The sequence below is a fragment of the Corynebacterium sp. LK14 genome (genome assembly GCF_008042215.1).
Taxonomy (GTDB): domain Bacteria; phylum Actinomycetota; class Actinomycetes; order Mycobacteriales; family Mycobacteriaceae; genus Corynebacterium; species Corynebacterium striatum.
Window position 1 is genome coordinate 160,862 of sequence record NZ_NOVQ01000010.1, and the last position, 23,790, is coordinate 184,651.

A 23,790-nucleotide genomic window follows, 5' to 3' on the forward strand; every position below is an offset into this window, starting at 1 on the left:
CAAGCCTAAGCTCTCACCGTTTACCGAGGGAGGCCAATGCGCCTCCCTCCTTTTATCCTCCATTGATAAAGAAGGCATCTTTCGTGGCTATCAAGTCCACTTCCAACCAATCTCCCGCATCCCCAGACCTGCATCAAATTAAGCCGGTCAATATCCACCGTCTCGCAGAGCTTTTTGAATTGCTTGAAGCAGACTATGTCTTGGTAAACAAGGTCAGCGAGTCCGGCAGCGACGGCGACCTTGATGACACCGCCGAGAAGCACGCTGAAAAGAACACTCAAAAGAACACTGAAAAGAACACTGAGAGCAGCACAGGCCCCTCGCTTGGCGACGCCCTTGTACTGCAAACCGGTCTTCCCCACATCACGATCCATTTTGATCTAGAGGACGATGTGCTTAGTGCCTTTGCGGTGTGGGAAGGCAGAATTCCAGCCCGCGCTGAGGCGAAAGTAGGAGCATTCGTCTCCCACTTCAACTGGAACATGGCCGCCCCGACGCTAAGCTATGACTTCCGGGTCAAAGGCAATGGCTCCCCCACAGATAAGGAACCCACGGAAGAGATTGCCATCTGCGCCAACCGCGCCATGGGCGTCGGCGAAGGTCTCACCCGCAACCAGCTCGGCAGCTTCGTGCTGAGCGCCTTGGATAGCTTCGGCTCCGCGTTCGAAACTGTGGCTCAGGAGTTTCCACAGTCTGTGAAGTGGCAGGAGAAAGAAAATGTGCACCAGTCCCCTGCTGCGCGCAAGAAAGGTCAAGGCCGCTAATGTCGAACAATAACGTTGACCCATTTCAACTCTTCGGTGAGCTGTCGTTTCCCGCTGTGACCGTTCAGCGCACCGCCAAGCAATTGGGCACCCCTGAACTCAACATGGACCCGGTTGAGAATCCTGATTTTCCGGATTCACTTAGCGGCAAGCTCAACAATCTTGACTGGGTGATTTCGGTTGCGGAGGATCTGGTCAAGCTGGAGTGCATCTTGCCCACCACGCTGTCCTACGAGGATGTCGCCCAAGTCCTGCAAGTGATCACGAACGAACACAACGCATCAGCTTTTGATGGCCGCGCGCTGCTCGGTCAAACCGAAGAAGGCATGATTGAGCTGCGTGGCGACGCCAGCTTTGTCACCACCGCCGGCATGAATGATGACCAGCTCTTTCACGCGCTGAATCTCGCCATCATCGCAGCTCAGGATGCCCTCTTTAGTTCCCTGGACCGCTTCAACGCCTTCGCGCTGGCCGTCAAAGAGGCCGATGAGCAAGAGGGCAACTAGCCCACTGGCTCTGTCGCCTATTCGGCGTCGCGAATGCGCGGCCTTTCGGCCTCTGGGTCGAAGCCGTGGCCGAAGGGGCCACGGAGTCGATTTCAAAGACTCAGCAAGCCGCGCACCAACGCACTGAACGCGCCCAATGACGCCACGCTCAAAGACAGCATGCGCGCCTTTTCGCGCGGGACGTGGCGAGCGATGCGCTTGCCCACCGTAATACCGATGAACATGCCCAGCACGCCAGCTGGCCAAATGAGCCACGTGACATCGGAGAATCCCCCGGCACCAACAAGCAACTTCGTCGTCACGGAGAATAGCCCGCCGACGAAGAAGCACGGCTGCAACGTCGCGGCGTAGACGGCTTGCGGCCAGCGAGCAGCCTGCGCATAAACCGTGATCACTGGACCAGCCACGCCCGCTAGTGTGTTGGTAAAGCCACCGATAACGCCGGCAGACAGGGCCGGGCCAATTCCGTTCATCTCCGGCACGAATTTCTTACCAAAAGTCACTACGCCCAGTGCCACGAGCAAAGCCGTTCCGACCAAGACGAGCAGCACCGCCGAGTCAATGTTTGCGACCAACAATGCCGCTGGTATTGCGCCCAGAACCATTACCGGTGCGATACTCAGGAACTTCTTCCAGTCTACGTTCGCGCGCATCGAATACGTGGTGAGCAGCGCATTGACCACCGCCAAAACGTTGATCACCATGATGCCTTGGACTGGTCCCAACAGCAGGGTTAGGATCGGGCCACCAATAAGACCCAGACCCATGCCTGAGACGCGCTGGAGGCACGACCCAAGCGCTACCGTCGCCAGGATCGCTAATGGAATCCACATCATTGTGCGTACTTCTCGACCACGGCTCGTCCTACGTGTTCAGGGAACATACCCGTCACGTCACCGCCAAACTTCGCCACCTGTTTGCACAACGAGGAGCTGATGTAACCGTACTTCTCGTCGGTTAGCAGAAAAATCGTATCGATTCCTGAAAGCCGGCGGTTCATCTGCGCCATCGGCAGCTCGTACTCGTAGTCGAGCGAGGAACGCAGGCCCTTAACCAGGGTGTCGATACCATGCTCAGTGGTGTAGTCCACCAGCAGCCCTGACCACCAGTCGACCTTGATGTGGGAATCGAAGGTCTTGCGGATAAAATCCACGCGTTCCTCAACGCTAAACAGGCCTGAAGGCTTGTCCGGGTTGGCGGTCACCAGAACCGTCACCTCATCGAACATCGCAGCCGCACGGTTGATGATGTCTACGTGGCCCAAGGTGATCGGGTCAAATGAACCCGGGCATACCGCTTTAGTGGTCAACTTCTATTCCTCTTCCTCGGAGGCATGGCCGTTCGGCTCCGTCTCTAGTGCTCGATGGTAAATAGCCATGTCAAAGCGGGCGATGCCAAACGTACGCTTTTTCAGTTTCTGTCCGGTCGGCTCGAAGCCCTTCGGCCAGACGGTTTCGGGGCTATCAACGTGACGCTCGATGACCACTATCGCGGCGTCGTCAAGCACTGGCTCAATCGCCGCAAGCAAGCCATCGACGTCGTCAAAAGCGTACGGAGGATCCGCGAGCACCATGTCAAAGTATTTGCGCGGAGCGGATGCCAGGTACGTCGAGGCTTTCATCTCGCGGACACTCACCCGCGGGTGCTTGACGACGCCCATGTTGTGCTGGATGACCTTTACGGCCGCCGGACTCGATTCAACGAGCACGACCTCCTCTGCCCCACGGCTCGCGGCTTCCAAACCCAGGGCACCCGAGCCTGCAAACAAATCCAGAACGCGACTATCGGCAAAACCCCACCGCACGTTGAGCGAAGAAAACAGTCCTTCGCGTGCACGGTCGGAGGTCGGTCGAGTACCGGACTCGGGCACCTTTATGCTGCGCCCACGCGCCTCGCCTGCAATGATTCTGGTCATCGTTCCTCCCCAATATTTGCGAGCACATCCCCGCCATAAACACTGGCATAGTCTTCCTGGGACAATTCGGCGACGATACCTGACCCCGGCACCACAACAGGCGCTTCGAGCTTGGTCGCCTCCACCGTCGCTATCACTTGTCCTGCCGCGACGTGCTCGCCCACGCGTACGTGATAGCGCACGGTGCCGGCGAAGGGGGCGCAAATAATCATGGCTTCTAGGTTAGCGCCTAAAGCGGGGCATCATTCAACCGGCTGCACTATCCACCGGGAAAACTAATTCTTCTCCAAATATTCCTGCTCACTTTGGCTCAGATTTTTAGTGAGCTCATGCGCCAGTTGCGGATTGCGCTGCACTAAAGCGAAAGCATCGTCATGTGTGCGCTCGACGATGTCCCGATCCTGAGCCAAGTCCAATAGCTTAAGGGAACGTTGCGTGCCCGACTGTACTGTGCCCAAGATGTCACCCTCGTGTCGTTGCCTTAAGTCCAACTCAGCGAGCTCGAAGCCGGAGGTGGTGTCCGCGATCTGCATGATGCGTTTAAAGGTCGGAGTGTTTTCCGCAGCCGTGGTGTGAAACAAACAAATGGAAGCGTTGCCTCCACGACCCACACGTCCGCGCAGCTGGTGGAGCTGGGATACTCCAAAGTGCTCTGACTCGCGGATGAGCATCACCGTGGCATTGGGTACGTCCACGCCCACCTCAATCACAGTCGTGGAGACCAGCACATCAGTCTCGCCTCGGCTGAAGCGACTCATAACTTCTTCCTTGTCGGCCATCCTGCCGTGCAGTATGTCCACGTTGAGCCCCTGCAGCGGGCCACTTTCCAGCTGTTCTGCTACCTCAAGTACCCCACCCTCGCCTTCGATACGGGGGCACACGATATAGGCCTGATGGCCGGCAACAACCTCCTCGCGGATGCGAGCCAAGGCGCGCTGCACCCAGGCGGGGGCCCATTCGGGAACCACATTCGATTGAATAGGTTTGCGCCCACCCGGCAGCTCCTTGAGAGTAGAGACCGCAAGATCGCCGAACACGGTCATGGCAATCGTGCGCGGAATCGGCGTCGCCGTCATCACCAATAGGTGTGGGCTAATTCCCTCCCTGGTTTTATTGCGCAGGCTGTCGCGCTGCTCGACTCCGAAGCGGTGTTGCTCGTCGACCACCACAAGGCCTAAGTCAAAGAACTCGACGGTGTCCTGGATTATCGCGTGTGTACCGATAACGATGTCGGCCTCACCCGAGACAATGTCCAATAACGCTTGGCGCTTTTGCGCTGTACGCATAGAACCGGTCAACAAGGTAACGGTTACTCCAGTAGGGACGCTGGCGCTAATCGACGCCGCGTGCTGCGCCGCGAGGACCTCCGTCGGGGCAAGAAGTGCTGCCTGTTTGCCGGCATCGACGGCTTGGAGCATCGCGCAGGTTGCAACCATGGTCTTGCCCGAGCCGACCTCGCCTTGCAGCAGGCGCATCATTGGCAGCGTGCCGGAGAGATCCGCGTCGATCTCGCCGATGACCTGACGTTGGCCTGCCGTGAGCTCGAAAGGCAGGTTAGCCAGCAACTCGTCACGATATCCCTCAAGAATGGCGGGCATGGCCACCGCAGTGCGCGCCTGGCTATCGCGCTGCCGCAGTGCCATAACAATACCGATGGACAGCGCCTCGTTGTACTTCAGCCGCTGGATAGCGCGTTCAGGGCCAGCGGCCGTGGGCTGATGAATCTCGCGCACAGCCTGATCCAGGCTCACCATCATGCGATAGTCCAATGGTTCAGGAATCGGCGGCGTATTTGCCAAGACCATGTGAATGGCGCCCATGATGTACCACGAGGTGACCTTACCGCTGGCCGGATACACAGGAATCCACTCCTGCTCGAGCAGCTGCTCGAGTTGGCCAAACTGCGAGAGGTTGCGCAGCGAGCCCGTGGCCTTGAGCTTGGGTCCAGTTGCTGAATCGTCAACGTCGTAAAGCGCATCGCCCTGCCCACCGGCATCGATGATGACAAAGTCAGGGTGCTGAAGCTGTGGCTGACCGCGGAAGAACTTGAGCTTGCCGCTGAGCATCAAGCGCATGCCCTGGCGCAAAACTCGCGTCAGGTAATGGGCGTTGAAAAAGGTGGCGGTGATGCCGTTATCCATCGACAAGGTCAGCAGGAAAGCCTTGCCCGTGTTGCGCTGCTGGAGGCGCAATACTTGGCCGGTGACGGTGACGTAGTCGCCCTCATTGGCGCCACCTAGGCCTACTTCCTTGTTGTGGCGGATGTAGTCGCGCGGATAGTGGCTAAGCAGCTGCCCGCAGGTGGTGTAGCCAAAGGCCTTTTTGATTTTGGCGGCATCCTTCGCAGGCAAGACGTCCTTTAATAGCCGATCATCTTGCCAGCCCAACATGCCTACTCCACCCCAATTTCAGTAGTGATTCCGCCTACGTGAATCGCAACGACTTCTACGTCGAGCTCATCGCTCAACTCAGCGTCGCTGAGCTCAACACCAGACAGGATAGTCACTTGTTCCCCGCCCCCGGCGAGCATCTCCCGGCTCTTGGCGATGATTGCCTCCACTGACTCTTCATCTGGGCTATCTACCCGCATGGAACGCGCGGCGTCGCGCATGACTGACACCATGGAGTCGGTATCCGGGTTATCTGGCTCGTAGACCGAAATCGCAGCGAGTCCGGCCACCAGGGAGGCGGTGGGCACAACGCGGGCATCGCCGGCGTCACCACCGTAGCCGTTGGGCAGATAGATGTCCTGCGCCGCCGAGGTCTCCACGACCTCATCAGGGCGCACGATCCGGGCACCAACGGTCTCGAATAGCGCGGCTACAGGACCAGCTGGTGCAACGGCGAAGATGGTGCGCGTTTCCGCTTCAGCTTCCGCTTGTGCTTGTGCTTCAGGAAGAACCTCAAGGCGCAGGCTGCTTACTGCTCCAGCTGCGAAAGCCATCTCGATGACAGGGCCCGCCTCGCGGGTGTGAATGTGAACGGTGCCAGCGTCTTCGGTTGCGCGCGCTACGACCAAGCTGTTGCCGTGCGGCGCCAAGATCTGCTCGAGCGCAACCAAATCACCTTCGAAGAAGAAGACCACCTCGAGCTCAGCCTCTACCTCTTCAATAGCCTCAGCATCGCGAACGGTACCGCCCTCGATCTCGGCCAAGAGTGTCTCGAGCAGGATGACGAATCCAGTTCCTCCTGCATCGACCACTCCAGCCTCGCGGAGGACCGCCAGCTGGGTGGGCGTTTTCTCTAGCGCTTCGCGCGCAGCGGTGATGGTATCAACCAAGATTTCATGGAGCTGAGCACCAGGGCGCTGGGCGGATTCCTCCGCTGCAGCTGCTGCTGCACGAAGCACCGAGATGACCGTTCCTTCGACTGGGCGCGCAATTGCTCTCTCAACGAGTCGAACTGCCAGGCTCAACGCCTCTGCCAGTGTTTGGCCATCCACCCGGGAGTCCACGGTTGAGTCGGCAACGCCACGGAGCACCTGCGAGAGCACCATGCCGGAGTTGCCGCGTGCACCACGCACCGAGCCGATAGCCAATGCCTCGGCTACGTCGCCGCCCTTTTCCACCTCTGCGAGGGCGGCCTCCATGGTGTGCGCCATGTTTGAGCCGGTATCGGAGTCCGGGACCGGAAACACGTTGAGCGCATTGATCTCAGCTCTTCGATGGGAAAGCTCGCCGACGGTGCGGATCGCCCAATTGTGGAGACCGCGGGCATCTAACGAACTCGGGAAAGACATGCCGATTAGTTTACAAGTGCCAGTCGACACTCTGCGCGCCTTGGTCACTTAAATACGCATTGGTGCGGGAAAAGGGCCTAGAGCCAAAGAATCCTCGGCGCGCAGAAAGCGGCGACGGGTGCGGCGACTCGATTCGCGGAACGTCGGGCAAAAATGCGCCGCACGCCTGGGCATCCTTACCCCATAAGATCGCCACGATTGGCTGTTTATTCAGGGCTTTAATCGCAGCCTCCGTGATGTGCTCCCACCCCAAATTCCGGTGCGAACCAGCATCACCTGGCGCAACGGTGAGAACGCGGTTGAGCAACAGAACCCCTTGCTCCTGCCACACGCTCAGGTCCCCATCGGCCTTAGGCGCGATGCCCAGATCGGCCTCCAACTCGGCAAAAATGTTACGCAGCGAACGAGGCGCGGGAACACCGGGAGCCGTTGAGAATGCCCTCCCCATCGCATGCCCTGGCGTGGGGTAAGGGTCCTGCCCCACGATGAGAACCTTCACCTGCGGCAGCGGCAGGCTAAAAGCAGCAAACACGTAAGGAGGCGCAGGCAAGAACTCCTGGCCAGCCAATGCTTCTTCAATGCCTGGCAGGTAGCGCTCAAGCGCAAGTTCTAAGACTGGCAACCATGACTCATCGATGACCGAAGTATCGAAGAGCTGACTGTGTAATGCTTTCATGTCCTATCCCCTCTCTTCACGCGTGACCGTGCTAGAGACTTTGCCATCCTGAGGCATAACGAGGTTTATTCCCGTCGATGGTGAGCCCGGTACCGCGGTTGACCGTGCCGATAACGCGGAAACCCGAAGGAGCATCCTTCTGCGTAGTGGCCACAAGAGTGTGGTCTTCCCCACCGGTCAGGACCCATTCCCACGGGTCTATACCGAGTACCGCTCCGGCCGTCACCAACAAAGAGTCCGGCGCAATAGCGTGGGAGTTCAGGTCAATGTGGACGTTCGACTGCTTCGCCATCGTGCCAATATCGGGCACCAAGCCATCCGAGTTGTCGGTCATGGCGGTTGCACCAGTCGCCCGCGCAATGACGCCGCGGCCCGGCTTGAGCCAAGGATTGCAGTGGGCGTCGATAAGCGGCCACAGCTCCTCGTGTTCGGGTGGTAAATCTCTGCCAAACTCCTGGAGCAAAGCAAGCCCCGCAGCCGAATAGCCAATCTTGCCGTGGCTGACCACCTTTTGCCCCGGCCGCGCTCCTGACAAGACCAAGGGCTCTTGGCTGCCACCCAAGGAACCGATTGCAGTTACCGTAATGACCAGTTCCTTGGAGCGCGTAAGGTCGCCGCCCACCAGCTCAGCGTTATAAAAAGCACAGCGCAGACCGATTCCCTCGGCTATCCCTCGCACGAAGTTAACTGGAGTATCCGCAGGCGCTGCAATAGCTAGTAGGGCCGCCGTGGGGCGCGCACCCATTGCTTCAACATCCGCAAAGTTGCGCAGAATGGCCTTTTGACCAATCTCGTTGGGAGTTGACCAATCGCGCCGGAAATGCCGCCCTTCGACCATCATGTCGGTCGATGCCACGGTCCGGGAATTCGGTGTGGCGGGATACATCACTGCTGCGTCGTCGCCATTGAGCGCACTCGGCGCCGCTGCGATGATCTCACCAATGACATAGTGTTCCCCTGCTTGCCCGAGAGTGTGAGACAAATGCACGATGGCCTTTCTCATGGGGTTTGAGCTTGTACTTCTACGACGCGTTAGGATAAACGCTTATGAGCAACCAATTTAACAGCACCGCCGTTCTAATCTCACTTGGCCTCTCCATAGCGATGGTGTTCGCGGTTATTTTTGGTGCCAAGTTCTACTTTGAGAACACGGCCAAAGCGCCAATTGCGCTTTCCCCTATTCAATCAGAAGACGCAGACTCCCCCGAGTGCCAGGCAGTTGTTGCAGCTGCCCCTGCAGAATTGATGGGCCAGCCCCGGGCTGAAATCGCCGAGCCAGTCCCACCAGGGGCCGTAGCATGGGCAAAACTATCTTCTGAATCGGTGAGCCTGCGCTGCGGAGCAAGTCTGCCCTATCAATACACCACCTACTCCCAAACCCAGGATGTTGATGGCGATCAATGGCTGCAGGTAAAAGACATGACCCCTGGATCGAACCTCACCACGTGGTACAACACTGAACGCACTCCGGTTGTTGCAGTAACCACGTTTAATGACGAACGTCCAGAAGGTCTTGTAGAGGCACTCGCAAAGCTTCCTAAAGCCAAACACGAACCTCGTCAGGCTCCGCTTTCCCAGCTCAAAACCGGACCCGCTGACATGTGCAACGCCCTAGAAAAAGCACTTCCAGCCGAGGCTGCCGATGAGTACACCCGCCGCACCGATATAAAAGAAAAGAACACCTACGTCTGGAGTGCTAAAGGCCGCGAGGACATTGTGGTGCGGTGCGGCGTAGCACCCCCCGAGAACTATGCAGCTGGCGCGCAGCTGCAGCAGGTCAATAACGTCCCCTGGTTTGAAGACACCACCTTGGCTGAGGGCACCACTGGCAGCACTCGATTCGCACTCGGCCGTTCGAATGACTTAGCGCTGTTCGCACCGCAGGATGCCGCTAACTCCGCTCTGGTGCGGCTTAGCGACGCCCTCGTTAAAGCCACACCAAGCCAGTAGCCGGAGGCTGGGCGCCGCGTTATACGCGTGCCATCGCGCCTTCGATGAGGGCGTCGAGAAGCGCGGCGTAGTCCACGCCTGTTGCTGCAAGAACCTGTGGGTACATGGAGATCGGCGTAAATCCCGGAAACGTGTTGATCTCGTTAATGTAGAAAGCATCCTTAGTGACGAAGAAGTCAACGCGGCTGAGCCCCTCGCAGCCGAGCGCGCGAAAGGCTGAGACCGCAGTTTCGCGCAAGGTCTGAATCAGATCCGTGTCAAGAGGCGCCGGAATTTGTGCGCTAACTCCTTCATCAATGTACTTAGCATCAAAGTCGTAGAAGCCTTCCTCTGCTTCTTCAATGCCGTTGAGCTGGGCAGGCACAGAGGCGATCACCGTCCCATCCGCATATTCGAGCACACCGATTTCCACCTCAGCGCCCACGATCTCCGGTTCTACCAACACCTTGTTGTCGCTTTCGAATGCCACCTCGACGGCGCGCGAGAACTCTGCCCAATCGCTGACCTTGGAAACACCGATCGACGATCCGCCTCGTGCCGGCTTTACGAATACAGGCAGACCCAGTTGCGCCTTCTCATCAGCGCTCAGCTCGGTGCGGCCTTTGAGAATCACCTCGGGCGCAACTGGCAGTCCCTCGGCAGTGAGAAGCTTCTTCGTGAACTCTTTATCCATGCCAGCGGAGGAGGCAAGGACCCCGGCGCCAACGTAAGGGATGTCGGAAAGCTCGAATAGACCCTGGACGGTTCCATCCTCGCCATAAGGACCATGCAGCACGGGGATAATAACGTCGACTTCTTCGAAGTGGCTATGCTGGGTCACGTTGTGGAAACGACCTTTGGTTTCAGGATTAAGGGAGAGCGCCAACTCATCCCCCATAGTGACCTCTGGCAACACGCCGTCAACAATCTCAAGGCCTTCCATGGTGCCTGGCGTCCATTGGCCATCCTTAGTGATGCCAATCGGCACCACCGTATACTTGGCGGGATCCAAATGCTTCATAATCGCGCCTGCAGAAATGCAGGAAACTGAATGCTCGGAACTACGGCCGCCATAAACTACGGCTACACGGATCTTTTCGCTCATGGAGTCAAACTTTACCCCGCCCGCTACTCCGATTTTTTAGTACGCCCCATCAACGCAACAATCATGTCTTCCACACTCACTCCGCGGTGGCACACGCCGAACACCGCCTGAGTAATTGGCATCTCCACCCCAACCTGTTGGGCGAGGCGGAAGATAGAATCCGAGGAGATGACGCCCTCTGCGACTTGCCCATTTGTGGCAGCCTTGGCTTCTTCCAGCGTTCCGCCTTGGCCTAGGCGGTAACCGAAGGTGCGGTTGCGAGACAACGTCGAGCTGCAGGTAGCCACCAAGTCGCCCATGCCTGCGAGGCCGGAAAAGGTGAAAGGATCAGCACCAAGCGCCACACCAAGCCGGGTGATCTCTGCCAATCCACGGGTGATAATGGTGGCAAGCGTGTTGTTGCCTAAGCCTCGTCCAGAGGCCATACCGCAGGCTAGGGCGATGACGTTCTTGCAGGCGCCACCGATTTCCGCGCCAATAACGTCCGTATTGGTATACGGACGTAGGTAAGGGGCCGCCGCTGCATGCTGCACAAGCTTTGCGCGTTCCTCATCGGTGCACGCGATAACTGTGGCAGCCGGTTGTTCCTCAGCGATCTCCTTGGCCAAGTTTGGACCCGAGAGCACAGCAATACGCGACGCCTCTACTCCGGTTGCGTCTGCAATGACCTCGCTCATGCGCTTAAGCGTCGCAGACTCCACACCCTTGGAGATCGATACCAGGGTGGAGTCAGCTGGTAAGAGCGGAGTCCACTTCTCAAGGTTGGAGCGCAACGTCTGGGATGGGACGCCAAAGATCACGATGTCTGCGTTAGCCAGAGCCTCTGTAGCATCCGACGTCGCGTAAAGGCTTTCTGGCAGCGCTAAGCCCGGCAGATAATCGGCGTTGACGTGGGTCTGGTTGATTGCTTCCGCCAGTGCTGGGCGCCGAGCCCACAGACGAACCTCATTGCCTGCGTCAGCAAACACCTTTGCCAAGGTCGTACCCCAAGAACCGGCACCCATCACCGCAACGTTATGCATTGCCCTACCTCTAATCCCCAGACTTATTCATGGACTATGTTCTGCACCCAGACTAACGCACGGGAAGCTTGGACTAAGACTGCTTCGGCGCTCGCTACTTCCACATAGGGGGTGGACAAGCTTCGCCGCGGCGCGTGCGGATGCAAAGCTCGCCCAGAAAGTGGAAAATAGAAGAGTTAATCTGCGCGCCATAATCTTTTAAGGAGCACAATGCCGAAGGAAAAGAACATGCACGAGACCGACAAGGACGTAAAGTCTGAGGTATTCATCTCCGGCCGCCACCAGGAAATTCCCACCGACCCAGCCAAGGAATTCAAGCGCACCACCCTGGCAGCTGGCGCTGTGCTGTGGCGCGGAAACCCTCATGACCCAGAGGTAGCCATTATTCACCGCCCGCGTTATGACGACTGGTCCCTGCCCAAGGGCAAGGTCGATCCGGGCGAATCGCTTCCTACTACCGCCGCGCGCGAAATCCGTGAGGAAACCGGTTACGACGTTAAGCTAGGCAAGCTCATCGGCAAGGTGACATACCCAGTGCAGGGGCGCACCAAGGTGGTCTACTACTGGCTCGCCAAGGTACTCAGCGGTGACTTCACAGACAATAGCGAAACCGATGAACTGCGCTGGATGCCCATCGATGAGGCCAGCGAGCTATTGACCTACGACGTTGATACCGATGTGCTGGAAAAGGCGAAGAAACGCCTCCGTCTAGCCCCCACCACACGCGTGCTCTACGTCCGCCATGCCCGTGCACATGAGCGCCGCAACTGGGCTGGCGACGACAACCTGCGTCCGTTGGACAAGAAGGGGCGTCGCCAAGCAGAAATGCTCGTTCCCATGCTGGCGCCATTCCATCCCACCGCTATTTATTCGGCAGCACCGCAGCGATGCCAACAAACCGCTGCCCCCTTGGCGGATGAACTTGGCTTGGACATTGCAGTAAACAAGGACTTCGGTGACGAAGTGTGGCTAAGCAATCCCACTGCCGCGAAGGCAGCATTCCAACGCGTTGTCTCACGCGGCGGTATCCCCGTCATTGTCAGCCAGGGCGAAACTATCCCGGGCATCCTCAAGGACCTCGATCCAAAGTTCCTTAAGGTAGATTTTGAAGACCTCAAGTTTAAGAAGGGCTCGGTGTGGGTCCTTTCCTTCAACGAAGGCGAGCTCACCGGCGCTGACTACCTCGCCAGCTCCCTTCCTGTGCGTTAAAGGCAATAGGGACGACCGTAGAAAAATCCCCAGACCTTTCGCTACTTCTCGAGTGCGGCGAAAGGACTGGGGATTAGCTAATTTAGAACAGACTGCTAAGCAGATTGTGCGCCTTTTGGCCTTAACTTAGGTCCAACGCACAGCGGGCTTACCCACTGCGTAACGGTAGAACAGCAGCAGCACCATCGATTGCACGCCGTAGGCAAAACCAAAGCCTACGGCCGGAATGTAGAACAAAATGCTGACGAGCAATCCGCAGATCACGATGCACAAAAGGCTCTGACCAATGTTGTTTTGGTCAATTCATAAGATGCGCGGAAAGTCTCCCCTACGCTCATCTGTGGGTTATCCGCCTTGATATAAGGCACAAAGTAGAGCAAGAACGCTGCAATAATGCCTGGGATAACAAACAAAAGGGAAGCAGCACTAACCACTAGAGCAGCGACCAGTGAATGTCCTGCAACGGCGAATGCATTCTTGGACTTGAAGAAGTCTCCGAAGGTGGCTCGTTGCCCATCAGCTTCCTTGGACGCGGCACACTGGATATTGCCGATCATCCAACAGCTGTAGACCAAGCCGATAATGACTCCCAAGACTATTGACAGCACTGCAGCCGCGCCCATTCCCGCGCTGGCGCCATCGTAAGAGCTGTCGCCATAATAGTCATAGCTACTGCTCGTTGACGCCGATCCTGCTGCGAGTGCGCCACCAATAAGCATAGGGCCGACCATGACGACGACGAGGATAATGAAGTGAACGGTAATCGCACCGGTCTACGGAGCCCAATTGCGGAAGAAGCCCTTGAAACCCTGTCCGATAACGTCCATAGCATCGAGCTGGCGTGGCACGTTCTGATAGGACACGTTTCCATAACCCGCATAACCTGCCTGCGACTGCATGTATTGCCCCTGTTGCGGCTGCATAGGCTGCTGCGAATAAGCCCCGTAGGACTGCTGATTGCTGTCACTAAAAGGCTGCTGGCCGGGGCGCCGGTATTGCCCTGCGAGAAGGGATTTGCCGGGCCGGTGGGCCCACCGTAAGAGCCACCGCCGTAGCCGTCGCCGCCCTGCTGACCATAGTTTGAACCTTGACCTGCACCAAAGTCATTGTTACTACCAAGATTATTACTCATGCACGCAACAATATTATCGCTGGCCATTCGGTACTAGCCATGCGCGGCCCGCGTTACCAATTGTTCACGTAACGGGGGCAAAACGTAGGCATTCCCGCTCACTTTTATCTCCGCAAGTGTTTGCGGATTGGGGCGAGCGGGGCAACGTTCTAAACGCTAATACGAGCGCTAAGAATGTTTTAAGATACAGCGGGCTTAAAGGCAGCACGCTGTGCCTCAAATGTCTCGATGGCGTCTTCGCTGCGCAGGGTCAACCCAATGTCATCGAGGCCCTCCATCAGGCGCCAACGGGTGTAGTCATCGATATCGAAAGAGTAAGAGTTGCCGCCGACCGTGACAGTGCGAGCCTCCAGATCCACCGTTACTTCGGTTTCGCCTTGCTCGAGCTGCTTCCAGATAAGCTCGATATCCTCTTGTTCCATAAGTCCAGTTAGCAAACCGGCTTTGCCAGAATTGCCGCGGAAAATATCGGCGAAGCGCGACGAGAATACCGCCTTGAAACCGAACTCGCTCAACGCCCACACGGCATGCTCGCGCGAGGAACCAGTACCAAAGTCGCGGCCGGCGAAGAGCACCGAACCATGGTTGAACGGCTCCTGGTTGAGGACGAAGTTCTCGTCGGAACGCCAGTTAGAAAACAGGCCGTCGGCAAAGCCTGTGCGCTTGACCGACTTCAAGTAGCGCGCCGGGATGATTTGGTCAGTATCGACGTTGGATGCGCGAAGTGGGACACCAACACCGGTATGGGTTACGAACTTTTCCATTGTCGTAGTCTCCTAGTTATCTGCAGATATGGCTATGGGTCGGTGAGTTAAAGGTCGGCCGGGGACGCGAGGTGACCGGTCACGGCAGTTGCTGCGGCAACCGCCGGCGAGACCAAGTGTGTGCGCCCGCCTGGGCCTTGGCGGCCCTCAAAGTTGCGGTTCGAGGTAGATGCCGAGCGCTCCCCAGGCTTGAGCTGATCCGGGTTCATACCCAGGCACATCGAGCAACCTGCGGTGCGCCACTCAGCGCCGAAGTCAGTGAAAATCTTGTCCAGGCCTTCTTCTTCTGCCTGTGCCTTGACTACAGCAGAGGAAGGAACCACCATCATGCGGGTGCTCGGCGCGATGGTACGGCCCTTCACCACCTCCGCAGCGGCACGCAGATCCTCGATACGCGCGTTGGTACACGAGCCCAGGAACACGGTGTCGATCTTGATGTCACGCAGTGGGGTGCCTGACTGCAGGTCCATGTAGGCGAGAGCCTTCACAGTAGCGGCCTTCAAGTTCTCATCCCCAAAAGATTCGGGGTCCGGCACGCTCTCGCCCAGCGGGAGGCCTTGGCCTGGGTTGGTGCCCCAGGTGACGAACGGGGTCAGTGCAGAACCGTCAATCTCGATCACGGTGTCGAACTGCGCGCCCTCGTCGGTTGGCAGAGTCTTCCAGTACTCGACCGCTGCATCCCAGTCCTCACCCTTCGGCGCGAATTCACGGCCCTTGACGTACTCAAAGGTGGTCTCATCCGGCGCGACCATGCCAGCACGTGCACCAGCCTCGATGGACATATTGCAAATGGTCATGCGGGCTTCCATAGACATCTTGCGGATAGCCTCGCCGCGGTACTCGATAATGTGGCCCTGGCCGCCACCGGTACCGATCTTCGCGATGATCGCCAGAATCAGATCCTTGGCAGAAACACCCTCTGCTAGCTCGCCGCTAACTTCGATTGCCATGGTCTTAAAGGGCTTCAGCGACAAGGTCTGGGTAGCCATAACGTGCTCAACCTCGGAGGTACCAATGCCCATCGCGATGGAGCCAAAAGCACCATGGGTCGAAGTATGAGAGTCGCCACACACGATGGTCATGCCAGGTTGGGTGATACCCAGCTGGGGTCCCACGGTGTGGACAATGCCCTGCTGCGCATCACCCATGGAGTGAAGACGAACCCCGAACTCTTCACAGTTTTGACGCAGCGTAGAGACCTGGGTGCGGGAAATCTCGTCTTTAATCTCCAAGAGGTTGCCGGTCTTGATACCTATGGTCGGGACATTGTGGTCCTCGGTGGCAAGGTGCAACTCCGGATGGCGCATCTTACGTCCAGCGAGGCGCAGGCCATCGAAGGCCTGTGGGCTGGTAACTTCATGGAGGAGCTGGAAGTCAATATAAATCAGATCAGGAGCGCCATTCTCGCCCTTCTGCACGACGTGGTCGCGCCAAACTTTCTCAGCTAGGGTCAGTTTCTCAGCCATTTCAATCACTCCACTTGAAATCTCATTAATTGGAACGTAGATTTCACTGTATGGGAGAGTATAGCGCAGTATCCGGAATTAAGGTACTTGACCGCGCCGTCGCCATCATGATGGCCGCAGCCAACCGTCCGTCCACCCTCAACGAACTATGTGAGACCACCGGTCTACCTCGGGCAACAGCCCATCGCCTCGCAACCGCACTAGAGGTTCACAGAATCCTGACCCGCACACCCGACGGCAAGTGGGGCGCGGGCCCTGCACTTCCCGGCAACCGGGATCACATCATCGAAGCAGCCGGTCCGATCATGGAACGCCTGCTCGCTGAGACTGGTGAATCCGTCCAGCTTTATCAGCTCTCGGGCAATTCTCGCACTTGCGTTGCCACTCGCGAGCCCGAGTCCGGCTTGCACAACGTGGTACCGGTGGGCCGCCAGCTACCGCTTACTTCCGGTTCAGCCGCCCGCATTTTCGCGGCATTCGACAACATCGACACTACTGGGGCCACCTTTAGCGATGAAGACGTCGCTCTGGCCCGCGAGAATGGCTATTCCGAGTCGATCGAAGAACGCGAGGCGGGTCTTGCCTCGATCTCCGCCCCAGTATTCGACTCAGCCGGCAACCTCGTGGCGGTTATTTCGGTCTCAGGCTCCGCCGAGCGCTTCCGCCCCTCCCCGGCACAGAAGTACGCTCCGCTGCTTGCCGACGCCGCGACACAGCTCACCGCACGCCTCTAAACGGCTCCGCGCATTATGCGTTCAGCTCAACACTGAGTTCTAAGCTACAGAGCCCGCAGCTCTTCGCCATAAGCATCATGGTCGGCAAGGATAGAACTCAGGTTGTGAAGCTTATCGCAGGCGCTGACGATGACCGACGCCTCGGAGGCACCCCTCAGGTGAGCCAAGTATGCGTCTGAACGCTCGCGCCACGATTCCAAGGAGTCATCCTTAGTTACTCCCCGGACGATATTCAGTACGTGCGGGCCGAAGTCCTGTTCCATCTGCTGGGCCGAATAGCACTCAGGGACATCCTCCAACGTGTCGTGGAGCAAACAAGCAATGAGGACGTCTTCGCGGATATCGTCCGCAAGTCCCTGCGCTGCAGCGAGGTACATCACGCCAAATAGGTGCGAAACGTATGGGGTATCGCTCCCCTTGCGATAGTGTCCGTCGTGTGCCCGCGCAGCGACGTCTAGCGCACGCAAAATACGCGGCGTGAGGACTTCAGACTCAGTGCTTTGCCACATGGTTTCTATCCTCTCAATCCACGGTCACTAGATGATCGCAGTCACTAGATGATGATGCCGTAGTTGTTTGCAATGCCACGGATGGCATCGAGTCCAAAGCCTTCGCTGCTCGTGGTGGCAAGGCCTTCTGCATGGTCGCCTACCTTGCGCAATTCGACGCCAGGAACCTCGACGATGTTGCGTGGAGTAGCAATATCAGGACGGCGGGCAACAAAGCCCTTATGCGGAAGTGCGGCGAGCTCGTTAGCGTAAGGCATGCGCGCGTAATTGGTAAAGAAGACCCTTTGCCCGTTACGCGAGACAACGGTGCCGCCTTGGTAGATTCCGACAACGCCTGGTTGTCCTGGGACATACACACCCGAGCCACTGTCACCATTTACCTTCGGAATGTTGTTGGCATAGTTCATACCATCGAAGTCACGCGGACCATTAATAGCCTGTGCGCAGTCGTTGCCGCTAAGACGCCCATTAATGCAAACATCAGTACCTGGTGCAGGAACCGGACGAATACCGTCACCTGTCTTTGGGTTGCCCGCACTATATGTTCCAGCCGCGAATTGGATATACGCCAAGTCATGTTCCGCAGCGCCCGATGGCTTAAACCAACGCAACGTTCCTACGTGCTGGCCAAACTCGTTATAGACCTGCTGCCCCGAGAGGCCGCAGTGCGCAGCCGTCCAGGCACGGTCACCCTCAACATAGCCCACGGTGCAGCTGGCCCCCTCAGCCGTCATCACAACCTGCCCCTGCGTCACAGATACACCCGGCGCAGCTTGCGCAATGGCCTGGCCTCCCGCTACTGCAATGAAGGCCGCAGCAGCTGCGACCAGGCCGTTCTTTAATCCTCGCATCTTCTCCCCTTTCACTTCAGTCACTTCCATAACATAGCGCTTTCGCCAACTTTTTCCTATCCCTACACGCTCTGCCTCTTGCTCCCCCCCTTCTCGGCTCACCCATTCGAAGTCAGAGAAAGACCAGGAAAAGGCTCAGAGTTTCACCGACAAGGAGTGAAATTGAAAATATTTCGAAAAAGTTGGCGCGGTTTATTGAAATTGGAATGAAAATGATGTTAAATGAAAACGAACTGAAAACGCGGGCAAACCGCACCAACCTGAAGGAGCTTTCCATGAGCACCCACACCATCCACGAAGAGCATACCCACGTCCACGGCGCAGGCTGCGGCCACGTTGCTTTCCCTCACAAGGATCACACCGACTACCTCCACGAGGGCCACATCCACCGTGAGCACGAGGGCCACTGGGACGAATGCGAGACCACCGAGCACCATGAGCACGCTGACCACGATCACCAGCATGGCGAGGGCTGCGGCCACGTTGCCATCCCTCACGGCGATCATGTTGACTACCTGCACGATGGCCACCGCCACGCCGCCCACGAAGGTCACTGGGATGACCACTAATCGGTAGCGAGCTATACCCGTTACCTCAACCGTCACCTCTTTCTTAGAGGTGACGGTTTTCGTCTTTTCGGACATACACCACACGATCCGCGTTAGGCTTAGGACATGTTTGCTTCACGATGCCTTCCGCTAACGCTGGCCACCATCGCACTCGCCGGCGGCTTTGCTGCGGCCTGCAGCCCCGCCCCGAGCGATCAACCCTCCCCGGCTGAGCCAAGCTTCAACAACAGCTTTGAAGAGTTAAAGGCCCTTCAGCAAACCAACGGCGCTTCTGTCCCCGACGCCCCGCAGCCCACGCTGGACCCTAACGCACCACAAACCGTGGCACAGCAGGCAACCCCACAAGACGGTGGCCAAGAAGCCCCCACTAACCACGTCACCGACCAAAACGCACGCCAGAAGCTCATCGACTCCCTCGGCGTACAGGCAGGAAACGCTCCAGGAACGAAGGTGACGGTTAACGGCACCCCATCCGAGCTGTGCATGATGGGTGACGGTTACCACATCAACTTCCTCATGGCGGGCCCCAACACCAGCTGTGACTTTGCCAAGGAAACCACCAGCGCGCTTATCAATGCCACCCCAAGCCCTGCAGAGGACCTGCGCGGGTATATCCCCGGCTCCTTAAACGTTGCTAGCCCAGTAACCGGCAAGACTTATCAGATGAGCTGTACCGTGGCCGAAAACTCGCTGATCACTTGCAAAGGCGGCAACAACGCCACCGTTTTCATCGTCTAGGGCGCAAGCAAACAGCAGGCAAGAATTTAGCCCATACGAAAAATCTCGAAACACTAACCACCTGGAAAGTGTTTCGAGATTGTCTATTTGTACCCCGTACGGTGTCTGGTTCCGTGACATATACGAGGTGCTGTCAAGCGGACGCGAGATGCTCCAGGAGGGCAGCCTACCTCTGTAAAGTTCCTGATACCATCATGCTTGAATATTGGCCAGCGCCGGGCCCTTTAAGTCACAACTGGCGGACGCAATGAGGCGGTTTTAGGTTAAATGGGCGTAACAAGAATGCCCAGAGCTACGGCGACTAAGGATTCATACTTTCCGCTGTCTCCAGAAGAGCCATTGCTAATTTATGACCAATAATCTGATCAATCACGCTACTCAGTTTTCGAATATTACCGAGCTGCTTCGAGTGGCTCTTAAGATTTATTTTGAGTTCATCAGCATTGAGGATGGATGCCTCTTTATGAGTCAGCTCTTTAAACTTCACATCGACCAACCGGTCGATAATTTTCTCCACCTCGAAACCGCTTAACGGATGGAACTCGATAAAGGCATCGAACCTTGAGTAAAGCGCTTCGCCTAGCGCCTTTTTCACTGCACTCTCTGAACCGTAATTCGACGTACAAATAATTAGCGGCCTGCCAACCTCGACTCTATAGTTCTTGTCTTCCAACACACCCTCGTCAAACAGCTCATAGAAGGCGCTATGGAAAACTGAACTTGCTTTATCAAACTCATCGAAGAGAATTACACTTGATTCTCTCTCCATCAGGTCCAGTGCGAGCGAGGGTTCTTGGTGACTTCCTCCGAAAACATAAGAGGCAAATTTTTCGCTGTGTAGCATTGAAAATTGCTTTCGAAAAAGCAATCCTCCCGTGAGGCGACTGATAAACTTCGCAGTCTCGGTTTTACCTACCCCTGATGGCCCATAAAACATCACGACAACGGGTCCATCTACATTCTGACGCGTTAACTGATACATCGCCGCAAGAAGTTCGCTCTTAACCGAGTCTTGGCCTACGAGGTGGTCTTGGAAATCAGCGTTGAACTCTTGCAGCACTTGCGCATCAAAACTGCCTAGCTCGTAAGAAACTTCCTCAACCTCGGCCACTCGTTCAAGGTGCGATCTAACGAGCTCAGGAGGATTATTCAAATAGATATTCTTCGGACCAATTGACCGCACTAACCCTGCAAAATTTGAGATCGTTGCTTCTGTCAGACTGGCGTAGTCTCCAGATTCTGCCAAAACATGCTCCGGGCCTTCCTCGACATTTTCAGGCTCTGTCTCCGAAGGGCTGGAGGCGCGTTTATCCACGATGCTGAACTGTCTATTGAGGTTATCGCGCTCGTAAACGATATCTAGTAACGATCCCGCCTCCAGCCCTGCTGTCTCTGCTTTAAACCAGGATGAAGGTCCATAGTAAATATAGGCCTTCATGTCATGGGTCGCCATTACGCACCGCTCTCTACACCGGCCAGGATGATGTCGTAAACCGGCAGCTTGTTATCGCCAGAGGCTCCGGATGAATCAGAGTGAGATTCTTCGATGAAGCTAGCAAGTTTAAGATCTTGGGAAGAGTTTTGAGCTAGTTCTGACTCAATATTCAAACTCAGTTCCGTAGTATGACCGACTTCAATGCCATGAAAAACTAAGTTCATTCGTGATAGATCCGAGAGTCCGTAACTGTTCCGGAAGGCGCGGATGTTGAAGCGCAAGACAATCTTGCGTTGAGTCGCATCTTCGCCGATTAGCTCGTAATAACCCTTCGCCTTCTCCAGCGCTTCATCCATCAATGCCATATTGAAGTCAGCGTCTTCTGCGCGAGCTGCGATCATGTATGGCGTAAACATCTTCATGAAAGCCATGGAATTCTCGGCGGCATAAACCCGAAACCCATTCAGTTTTGAAATTCTTAGATCGCCACTAGAAGATTCCAGGTAGTCAGTCAAGATCGTGTTTGACAGCGTCTTGCTTAAAATACTTCCGCCGGCTAGAGAGGCTTCAGCCCCGGCTCCCAGTTCGCCTGCACCACCGATAAAGGGAAGCCAACTAAGCTTTGCACTGAGTTTAGCTTCTACGCTGGCATGGGTTTCGACAGTCCTCGTGCCAATGTTCTCTTTGGTTGATTCGAGACTGCCTCCTGCGACGATATCTAAGTAGTCAGACGCTGTATCCTGGTCAAAATAGACTACTTTAACGATCGATCGTTGCTCCTGCTTTTTCTTTGCCATCTAGGCTCCTAAATAGTTTTACTCTTAAAATAAGTATAACTTATAGTACTTTGTTTAATGAGCTGAGTTTGCCGATCAACCCATCGCCTAAATCCGCTTACGAATGGGTACTCCATTGGCTCTGTTAGTTCATCCGGAGTTTCTGGCTAGTGTCGAAAATTTCCCTATTACTCGCGGCAATTTCGGGAGTAGTCTCCAGCTCTCTCGATACACTCTAAGTGATGGCCAGCGCAATCTTCCCTGGTAGAGTACCTTTTCAGCCTCATCGTCTCCAACGAGAGCATTCAGGTCCTGCTTAAACTTAGTGTCAGATTGAGCCATCGACGACAATTCTCAATCTGGATTTGAGAAATCAATGACTGCTCGTTGATTCTTGTACGGCTCCCTGACTGGCACGGATTGAGTCTGCGTAACGGTCCGCTGCGTTAAAGGACGGATAGCCGCTCGTACGGTCCACAAATTCCATAACCAGATCTCCCTTCGTTGGCCTATCAGTAAAGTATCGCCCTTCAATTTGAGTTGGCTTAAGTGATGTCGGCGCTAGCGTACCGACGCCAATGTTCCTCGTAATGAAAGACGTCTCAGAGATTTTTGGCATGCCATCATAAATGTAGCTCAGGCAATCGACCTCATTCTCGGGTGTGTTTATCCAGCTGAATGCAGTACTTCTACTGGAGCTCTGCAATGTATACAGCTTAAGGTGAATAGACCAGAAAGTTTGCCTGACCTCTAAATAGGCCACCACTGGGCCCCAGTTGCCGCCTTCTGGAATCGCAGAATCCTCATGAGGAGTGAGCGTAACTCTCCATAACCCACGGAGATCAGGTCGTCGAAAGAGCCTTATTATCCCTGGCCAACGCCAAATCCATAGATCCCAGGCCATTACAAATCCCGCAGCCAAGATCGGAAACATGGATACCAAGACCCTCCACCACGGTGGTAGGTCGAATCCCAAGACGAAAATCAGAACGGCATACACACTGGAGACAATGATAACGACGGCTCGAACTAAACCAATTGGCCGCGCCATTTAAGCCCCTCCCAGACCAAGGTAGTTCCACCCCGCGTAGGCAAAATTTCGTCCATCCTCGCGACTCCATTTTTGCGATCCATGAAAGAGATACTTCGCACCATTAACCTCCAACCAGCGATTCTCTGAATCGGTGGGTTCCGCACCTTCGAGGGATGTATAAATATGCGCGAGAATGCCTTTTACGGTCTCGATCCAGGTTAGGCGCTGAAACACCGTATCCGGACAGTTGTAGACAAGACATTCGATAAAGAATGACGGGACCTCCTGATGATACCCTTCCTCGGCCATTGCATTTTCTAGACGCTTGATAATGCGGACTGATTTTTTGAATCTGTAATTGGTCCTGTTGTTTTTATTTCGTCCGTTTTCCAGCTGCAAAGCTGAGTAGTTTACAATTGAATTACCATCAGTTTTAAATATTTTGGCGCCCTCGCGGTAGGAAGTCGGCGAAAAATAATATCGATAAGAAAAACAAGGCACGACGTCCGCCTCAACGCGGGCAGAATTGGAATTAATTTGAATGGCGGTTGATCCGCTTGTATCCACTGAGGTGCTGAACCTAGCTCTCAACGCAATTGTCAGTTCGTGACGGAGCTTTTCGGGCGTCCAAATTCCTTCGTAGATACCGTTACTTGCTGGATGAGCCCCCGGAGTGTGTTCATCCCAGTAGAAGAGATCTTGGCATTCGACCGCGATATCAACGTCGCTGTCGGCTTTTACATTTGTATTATTTGCATAAGATCCCTTCGCATAAATCTTACAGGACATTCCATCAAAGGCTGGATGAGCTTCAATGGCTTCCCGAATCATCCTCTCGGTGCGATCTTGCTTTTCTTGTTCAGTCGGACTGGATGGACCGGTCCACCCCGCCAATTTCAATTCCAAATTGGTCATTAT

Annotated in this window: 27 protein-coding genes and 1 pseudogene; 7 read left to right on the plus strand and 21 right to left on the minus strand. The window is 56.0% G+C overall.

All coding sequences use genetic code 11. From position 1 onward, the window contains the following. Positions 1 to 83 precede the first annotated feature (83 nt). Entirely contained in the window at positions 84 to 764 is a 681-nt protein-coding gene (locus tag CHU71_RS07220; protein ID WP_236593738.1) for a hypothetical protein, read from the plus strand. Beyond that, on the plus strand, positions 764 to 1,270 hold the full coding sequence (locus tag CHU71_RS07225; protein ID WP_147760632.1) for a hypothetical protein: 507 nt from the start codon (positions 764 to 766) through the stop codon (positions 1,268 to 1,270). Before CHU71_RS07220 ends, CHU71_RS07225 begins: the two co-directional genes overlap by 1 nt. A 92-nt stretch (positions 1,271 to 1,362) precedes the next feature. On the opposite strand, the gene CHU71_RS07230 is transcribed toward CHU71_RS07225, so the two are convergent. The 8 genes from CHU71_RS07230 to CHU71_RS07265 all read right to left on the minus strand — a co-directional run bounded on the left by CHU71_RS07230 (position 1,363) and on the right by CHU71_RS07265 (position 8,603). Next, positions 1,363 to 2,103 carry a sulfite exporter TauE/SafE family protein gene (locus CHU71_RS07230; RefSeq protein ID WP_147760661.1) on the minus strand — a complete coding sequence of 247 codons (741 nt, stop codon included), beginning with the start codon at positions 2,101 to 2,103 and terminating at the stop codon, positions 1,363 to 1,365. Then, a complete protein-coding gene (coaD, locus tag CHU71_RS07235; RefSeq protein WP_147760633.1) occupies positions 2,103 to 2,579 on the minus strand; it encodes a pantetheine-phosphate adenylyltransferase in 477 nt (158 codons plus the stop codon). Before coaD ends, CHU71_RS07230 begins: the two co-directional genes overlap by 1 nt. Before the next feature lie 3 nt (positions 2,580 to 2,582). After that, positions 2,583 to 3,185: a 16S rRNA (guanine(966)-N(2))-methyltransferase RsmD gene (gene rsmD, locus CHU71_RS07240; RefSeq protein WP_147760634.1), complete on the minus strand. Its 603-nt coding sequence runs from the start codon at positions 3,183 to 3,185 to the stop codon at positions 2,583 to 2,585. Further along, positions 3,182 to 3,397, minus strand: a complete 216-nt coding sequence (locus tag CHU71_RS07245; protein ID WP_147760635.1) for an acetyl-CoA carboxylase biotin carboxyl carrier protein subunit — start codon at positions 3,395 to 3,397, stop codon at positions 3,182 to 3,184. The genes rsmD and CHU71_RS07245 overlap by 4 nt, the downstream gene beginning before the upstream one ends. Positions 3,398 to 3,460: 63 nt before the next feature. Beyond that, on the minus strand, positions 3,461 to 5,575 hold the full coding sequence (locus CHU71_RS07250; RefSeq protein WP_147760636.1) for an ATP-dependent DNA helicase RecG: 2,115 nt from the start codon (positions 5,573 to 5,575) through the stop codon (positions 3,461 to 3,463). 2 nt (positions 5,576 to 5,577) lie between these two features. Further along, a complete protein-coding gene (locus CHU71_RS07255) occupies positions 5,578 to 6,924 on the minus strand; it encodes a DAK2 domain-containing protein (protein ID WP_147760637.1) in 1,347 nt (448 codons plus the stop codon). Between the two features lie 10 nt (positions 6,925 to 6,934). Next, positions 6,935 to 7,600 (minus strand): uracil-DNA glycosylase, encoded by a 666-nt coding sequence (locus CHU71_RS07260; RefSeq protein ID WP_147760638.1) that lies wholly within the window; start codon positions 7,598 to 7,600, stop codon positions 6,935 to 6,937. 31 nt (positions 7,601 to 7,631) lie between these two features. Then, positions 7,632 to 8,603 carry a thiamine-phosphate kinase gene (locus CHU71_RS07265; RefSeq protein ID WP_049151715.1) on the minus strand — a complete coding sequence of 324 codons (972 nt, stop codon included), beginning with the start codon at positions 8,601 to 8,603 and terminating at the stop codon, positions 7,632 to 7,634. Between the two features lie 44 nt (positions 8,604 to 8,647). Between CHU71_RS07265 and CHU71_RS07270 the strand changes: the two genes are divergently transcribed. Next, positions 8,648 to 9,550 (plus strand): DUF3515 domain-containing protein, encoded by a 903-nt coding sequence (locus tag CHU71_RS07270; protein ID WP_147760639.1) that lies wholly within the window; start codon positions 8,648 to 8,650, stop codon positions 9,548 to 9,550. A 19-nt stretch (positions 9,551 to 9,569) separates the two neighbouring features. Here the strand turns inward: CHU71_RS07270 and CHU71_RS07275 are convergent, their stop codons facing one another. Next, positions 9,570 to 10,634 (minus strand): D-alanine--D-alanine ligase family protein, encoded by a 1,065-nt coding sequence (locus CHU71_RS07275; RefSeq protein WP_147760640.1) that lies wholly within the window; start codon positions 10,632 to 10,634, stop codon positions 9,570 to 9,572. Positions 10,635 to 10,657: 23 nt separating this feature from the next. Further along, complete coding sequence (locus tag CHU71_RS07280; RefSeq protein ID WP_147760641.1) at positions 10,658 to 11,656, minus strand: NAD(P)H-dependent glycerol-3-phosphate dehydrogenase; 999 nt, start codon at positions 11,654 to 11,656, stop codon at positions 10,658 to 10,660. Between the two features lie 210 nt (positions 11,657 to 11,866). On the opposite strand from CHU71_RS07280, the gene CHU71_RS07285 reads away from it, so the two are divergent. Continuing rightward, positions 11,867 to 12,865, plus strand: a complete 999-nt coding sequence (locus CHU71_RS07285; protein WP_147760642.1) for a bifunctional NUDIX hydrolase/histidine phosphatase family protein — start codon at positions 11,867 to 11,869, stop codon at positions 12,863 to 12,865. A gap of 126 nt (positions 12,866 to 12,991) precedes the next feature. On the opposite strand, the gene CHU71_RS12840 is transcribed toward CHU71_RS07285, so the two are convergent. The 5 genes from CHU71_RS12840 to leuC all read right to left on the minus strand — a co-directional run bounded on the left by CHU71_RS12840 (position 12,992) and on the right by leuC (position 16,227). After that, positions 12,992 to 13,129 carry a hypothetical protein gene (locus tag CHU71_RS12840; protein WP_187272042.1) on the minus strand — a complete coding sequence of 46 codons (138 nt, stop codon included), beginning with the start codon at positions 13,127 to 13,129 and terminating at the stop codon, positions 12,992 to 12,994. Then, positions 13,126 to 13,596, minus strand: coding sequence for a hypothetical protein (locus CHU71_RS07290; protein WP_147760643.1), 471 nt, complete (start codon positions 13,594 to 13,596; stop codon positions 13,126 to 13,128). The genes CHU71_RS12840 and CHU71_RS07290 overlap by 4 nt, the downstream gene beginning before the upstream one ends. Positions 13,597 to 13,638: 42 nt before the next feature. Beyond that, the gene (locus tag CHU71_RS13030; protein ID WP_255456410.1) at positions 13,639 to 13,764 is read right to left on the minus strand and encodes a hypothetical protein; all 126 of its coding nucleotides are present in this window, start codon (positions 13,762 to 13,764) and stop codon (positions 13,639 to 13,641) included. A 412-nt stretch (positions 13,765 to 14,176) separates the two neighbouring features. After that, a complete protein-coding gene (gene leuD, locus CHU71_RS07295) occupies positions 14,177 to 14,761 on the minus strand; it encodes a 3-isopropylmalate dehydratase small subunit (protein ID WP_005531696.1) in 585 nt (194 codons plus the stop codon). A gap of 47 nt (positions 14,762 to 14,808) precedes the next feature. Further along, positions 14,809 to 16,227 (minus strand): 3-isopropylmalate dehydratase large subunit, encoded by a 1,419-nt coding sequence (leuC, locus tag CHU71_RS07300; protein WP_147760644.1) that lies wholly within the window; start codon positions 16,225 to 16,227, stop codon positions 14,809 to 14,811. Between the two features lie 50 nt (positions 16,228 to 16,277). Here leuC and CHU71_RS07305 point away from each other — a divergent pair, with 50 nt between their 5' ends. Further along, positions 16,278 to 16,961 (plus strand): IclR family transcriptional regulator, encoded by a 684-nt coding sequence (locus CHU71_RS07305; protein WP_049063547.1) that lies wholly within the window; start codon positions 16,278 to 16,280, stop codon positions 16,959 to 16,961. A 56-nt stretch (positions 16,962 to 17,017) separates the two neighbouring features. On the opposite strand, the pseudogene CHU71_RS07310 reads toward CHU71_RS07305, so the two are convergent. Beyond that, a pseudogene (locus CHU71_RS07310) lies at positions 17,018 to 17,470 on the minus strand (HD domain-containing protein); the annotation flags it as partial. 44 nt (positions 17,471 to 17,514) lie between these two features. Continuing rightward, positions 17,515 to 18,321 carry a S1 family peptidase gene (locus CHU71_RS07315; RefSeq protein ID WP_255456411.1) on the minus strand — a complete coding sequence of 269 codons (807 nt, stop codon included), beginning with the start codon at positions 18,319 to 18,321 and terminating at the stop codon, positions 17,515 to 17,517. A 275-nt stretch (positions 18,322 to 18,596) separates the two neighbouring features. Here CHU71_RS07315 and CHU71_RS13035 point away from each other — a divergent pair, with 275 nt between their 5' ends. Then, positions 18,597 to 18,890, plus strand: a complete 294-nt coding sequence (locus CHU71_RS13035) for a hypothetical protein (protein ID WP_005531701.1) — start codon at positions 18,597 to 18,599, stop codon at positions 18,888 to 18,890. Between the two features lie 105 nt (positions 18,891 to 18,995). Continuing rightward, positions 18,996 to 19,628 (plus strand): hypothetical protein, encoded by a 633-nt coding sequence (locus tag CHU71_RS07325; RefSeq protein ID WP_147760646.1) that lies wholly within the window; start codon positions 18,996 to 18,998, stop codon positions 19,626 to 19,628. A gap of 301 nt (positions 19,629 to 19,929) precedes the next feature. Here CHU71_RS07325 and CHU71_RS07330 read toward each other — a convergent pair whose 3' ends face one another. From CHU71_RS07330 to CHU71_RS07340, 4 genes are all read right to left on the minus strand, one after another. Beyond that, a complete protein-coding gene (locus tag CHU71_RS07330; protein WP_147760647.1) occupies positions 19,930 to 21,081 on the minus strand; it encodes an AAA family ATPase in 1,152 nt (383 codons plus the stop codon). Next, a complete protein-coding gene (locus CHU71_RS07335; RefSeq protein ID WP_049191911.1) occupies positions 21,081 to 21,860 on the minus strand; it encodes a DUF6414 family protein in 780 nt (259 codons plus the stop codon). Before CHU71_RS07335 ends, CHU71_RS07330 begins: the two co-directional genes overlap by 1 nt. 352 nt (positions 21,861 to 22,212) lie before the next feature. Continuing rightward, on the minus strand, positions 22,213 to 22,890 hold the full coding sequence (locus CHU71_RS13185; RefSeq protein WP_049191912.1) for a hypothetical protein: 678 nt from the start codon (positions 22,888 to 22,890) through the stop codon (positions 22,213 to 22,215). Next, positions 22,891 to 23,787 carry a nucleotidyltransferase gene (locus tag CHU71_RS07340; protein ID WP_049191914.1) on the minus strand — a complete coding sequence of 299 codons (897 nt, stop codon included), beginning with the start codon at positions 23,785 to 23,787 and terminating at the stop codon, positions 22,891 to 22,893. It abuts the gene before it with no gap. Positions 23,788 to 23,790 lie beyond the last annotated feature (3 nt).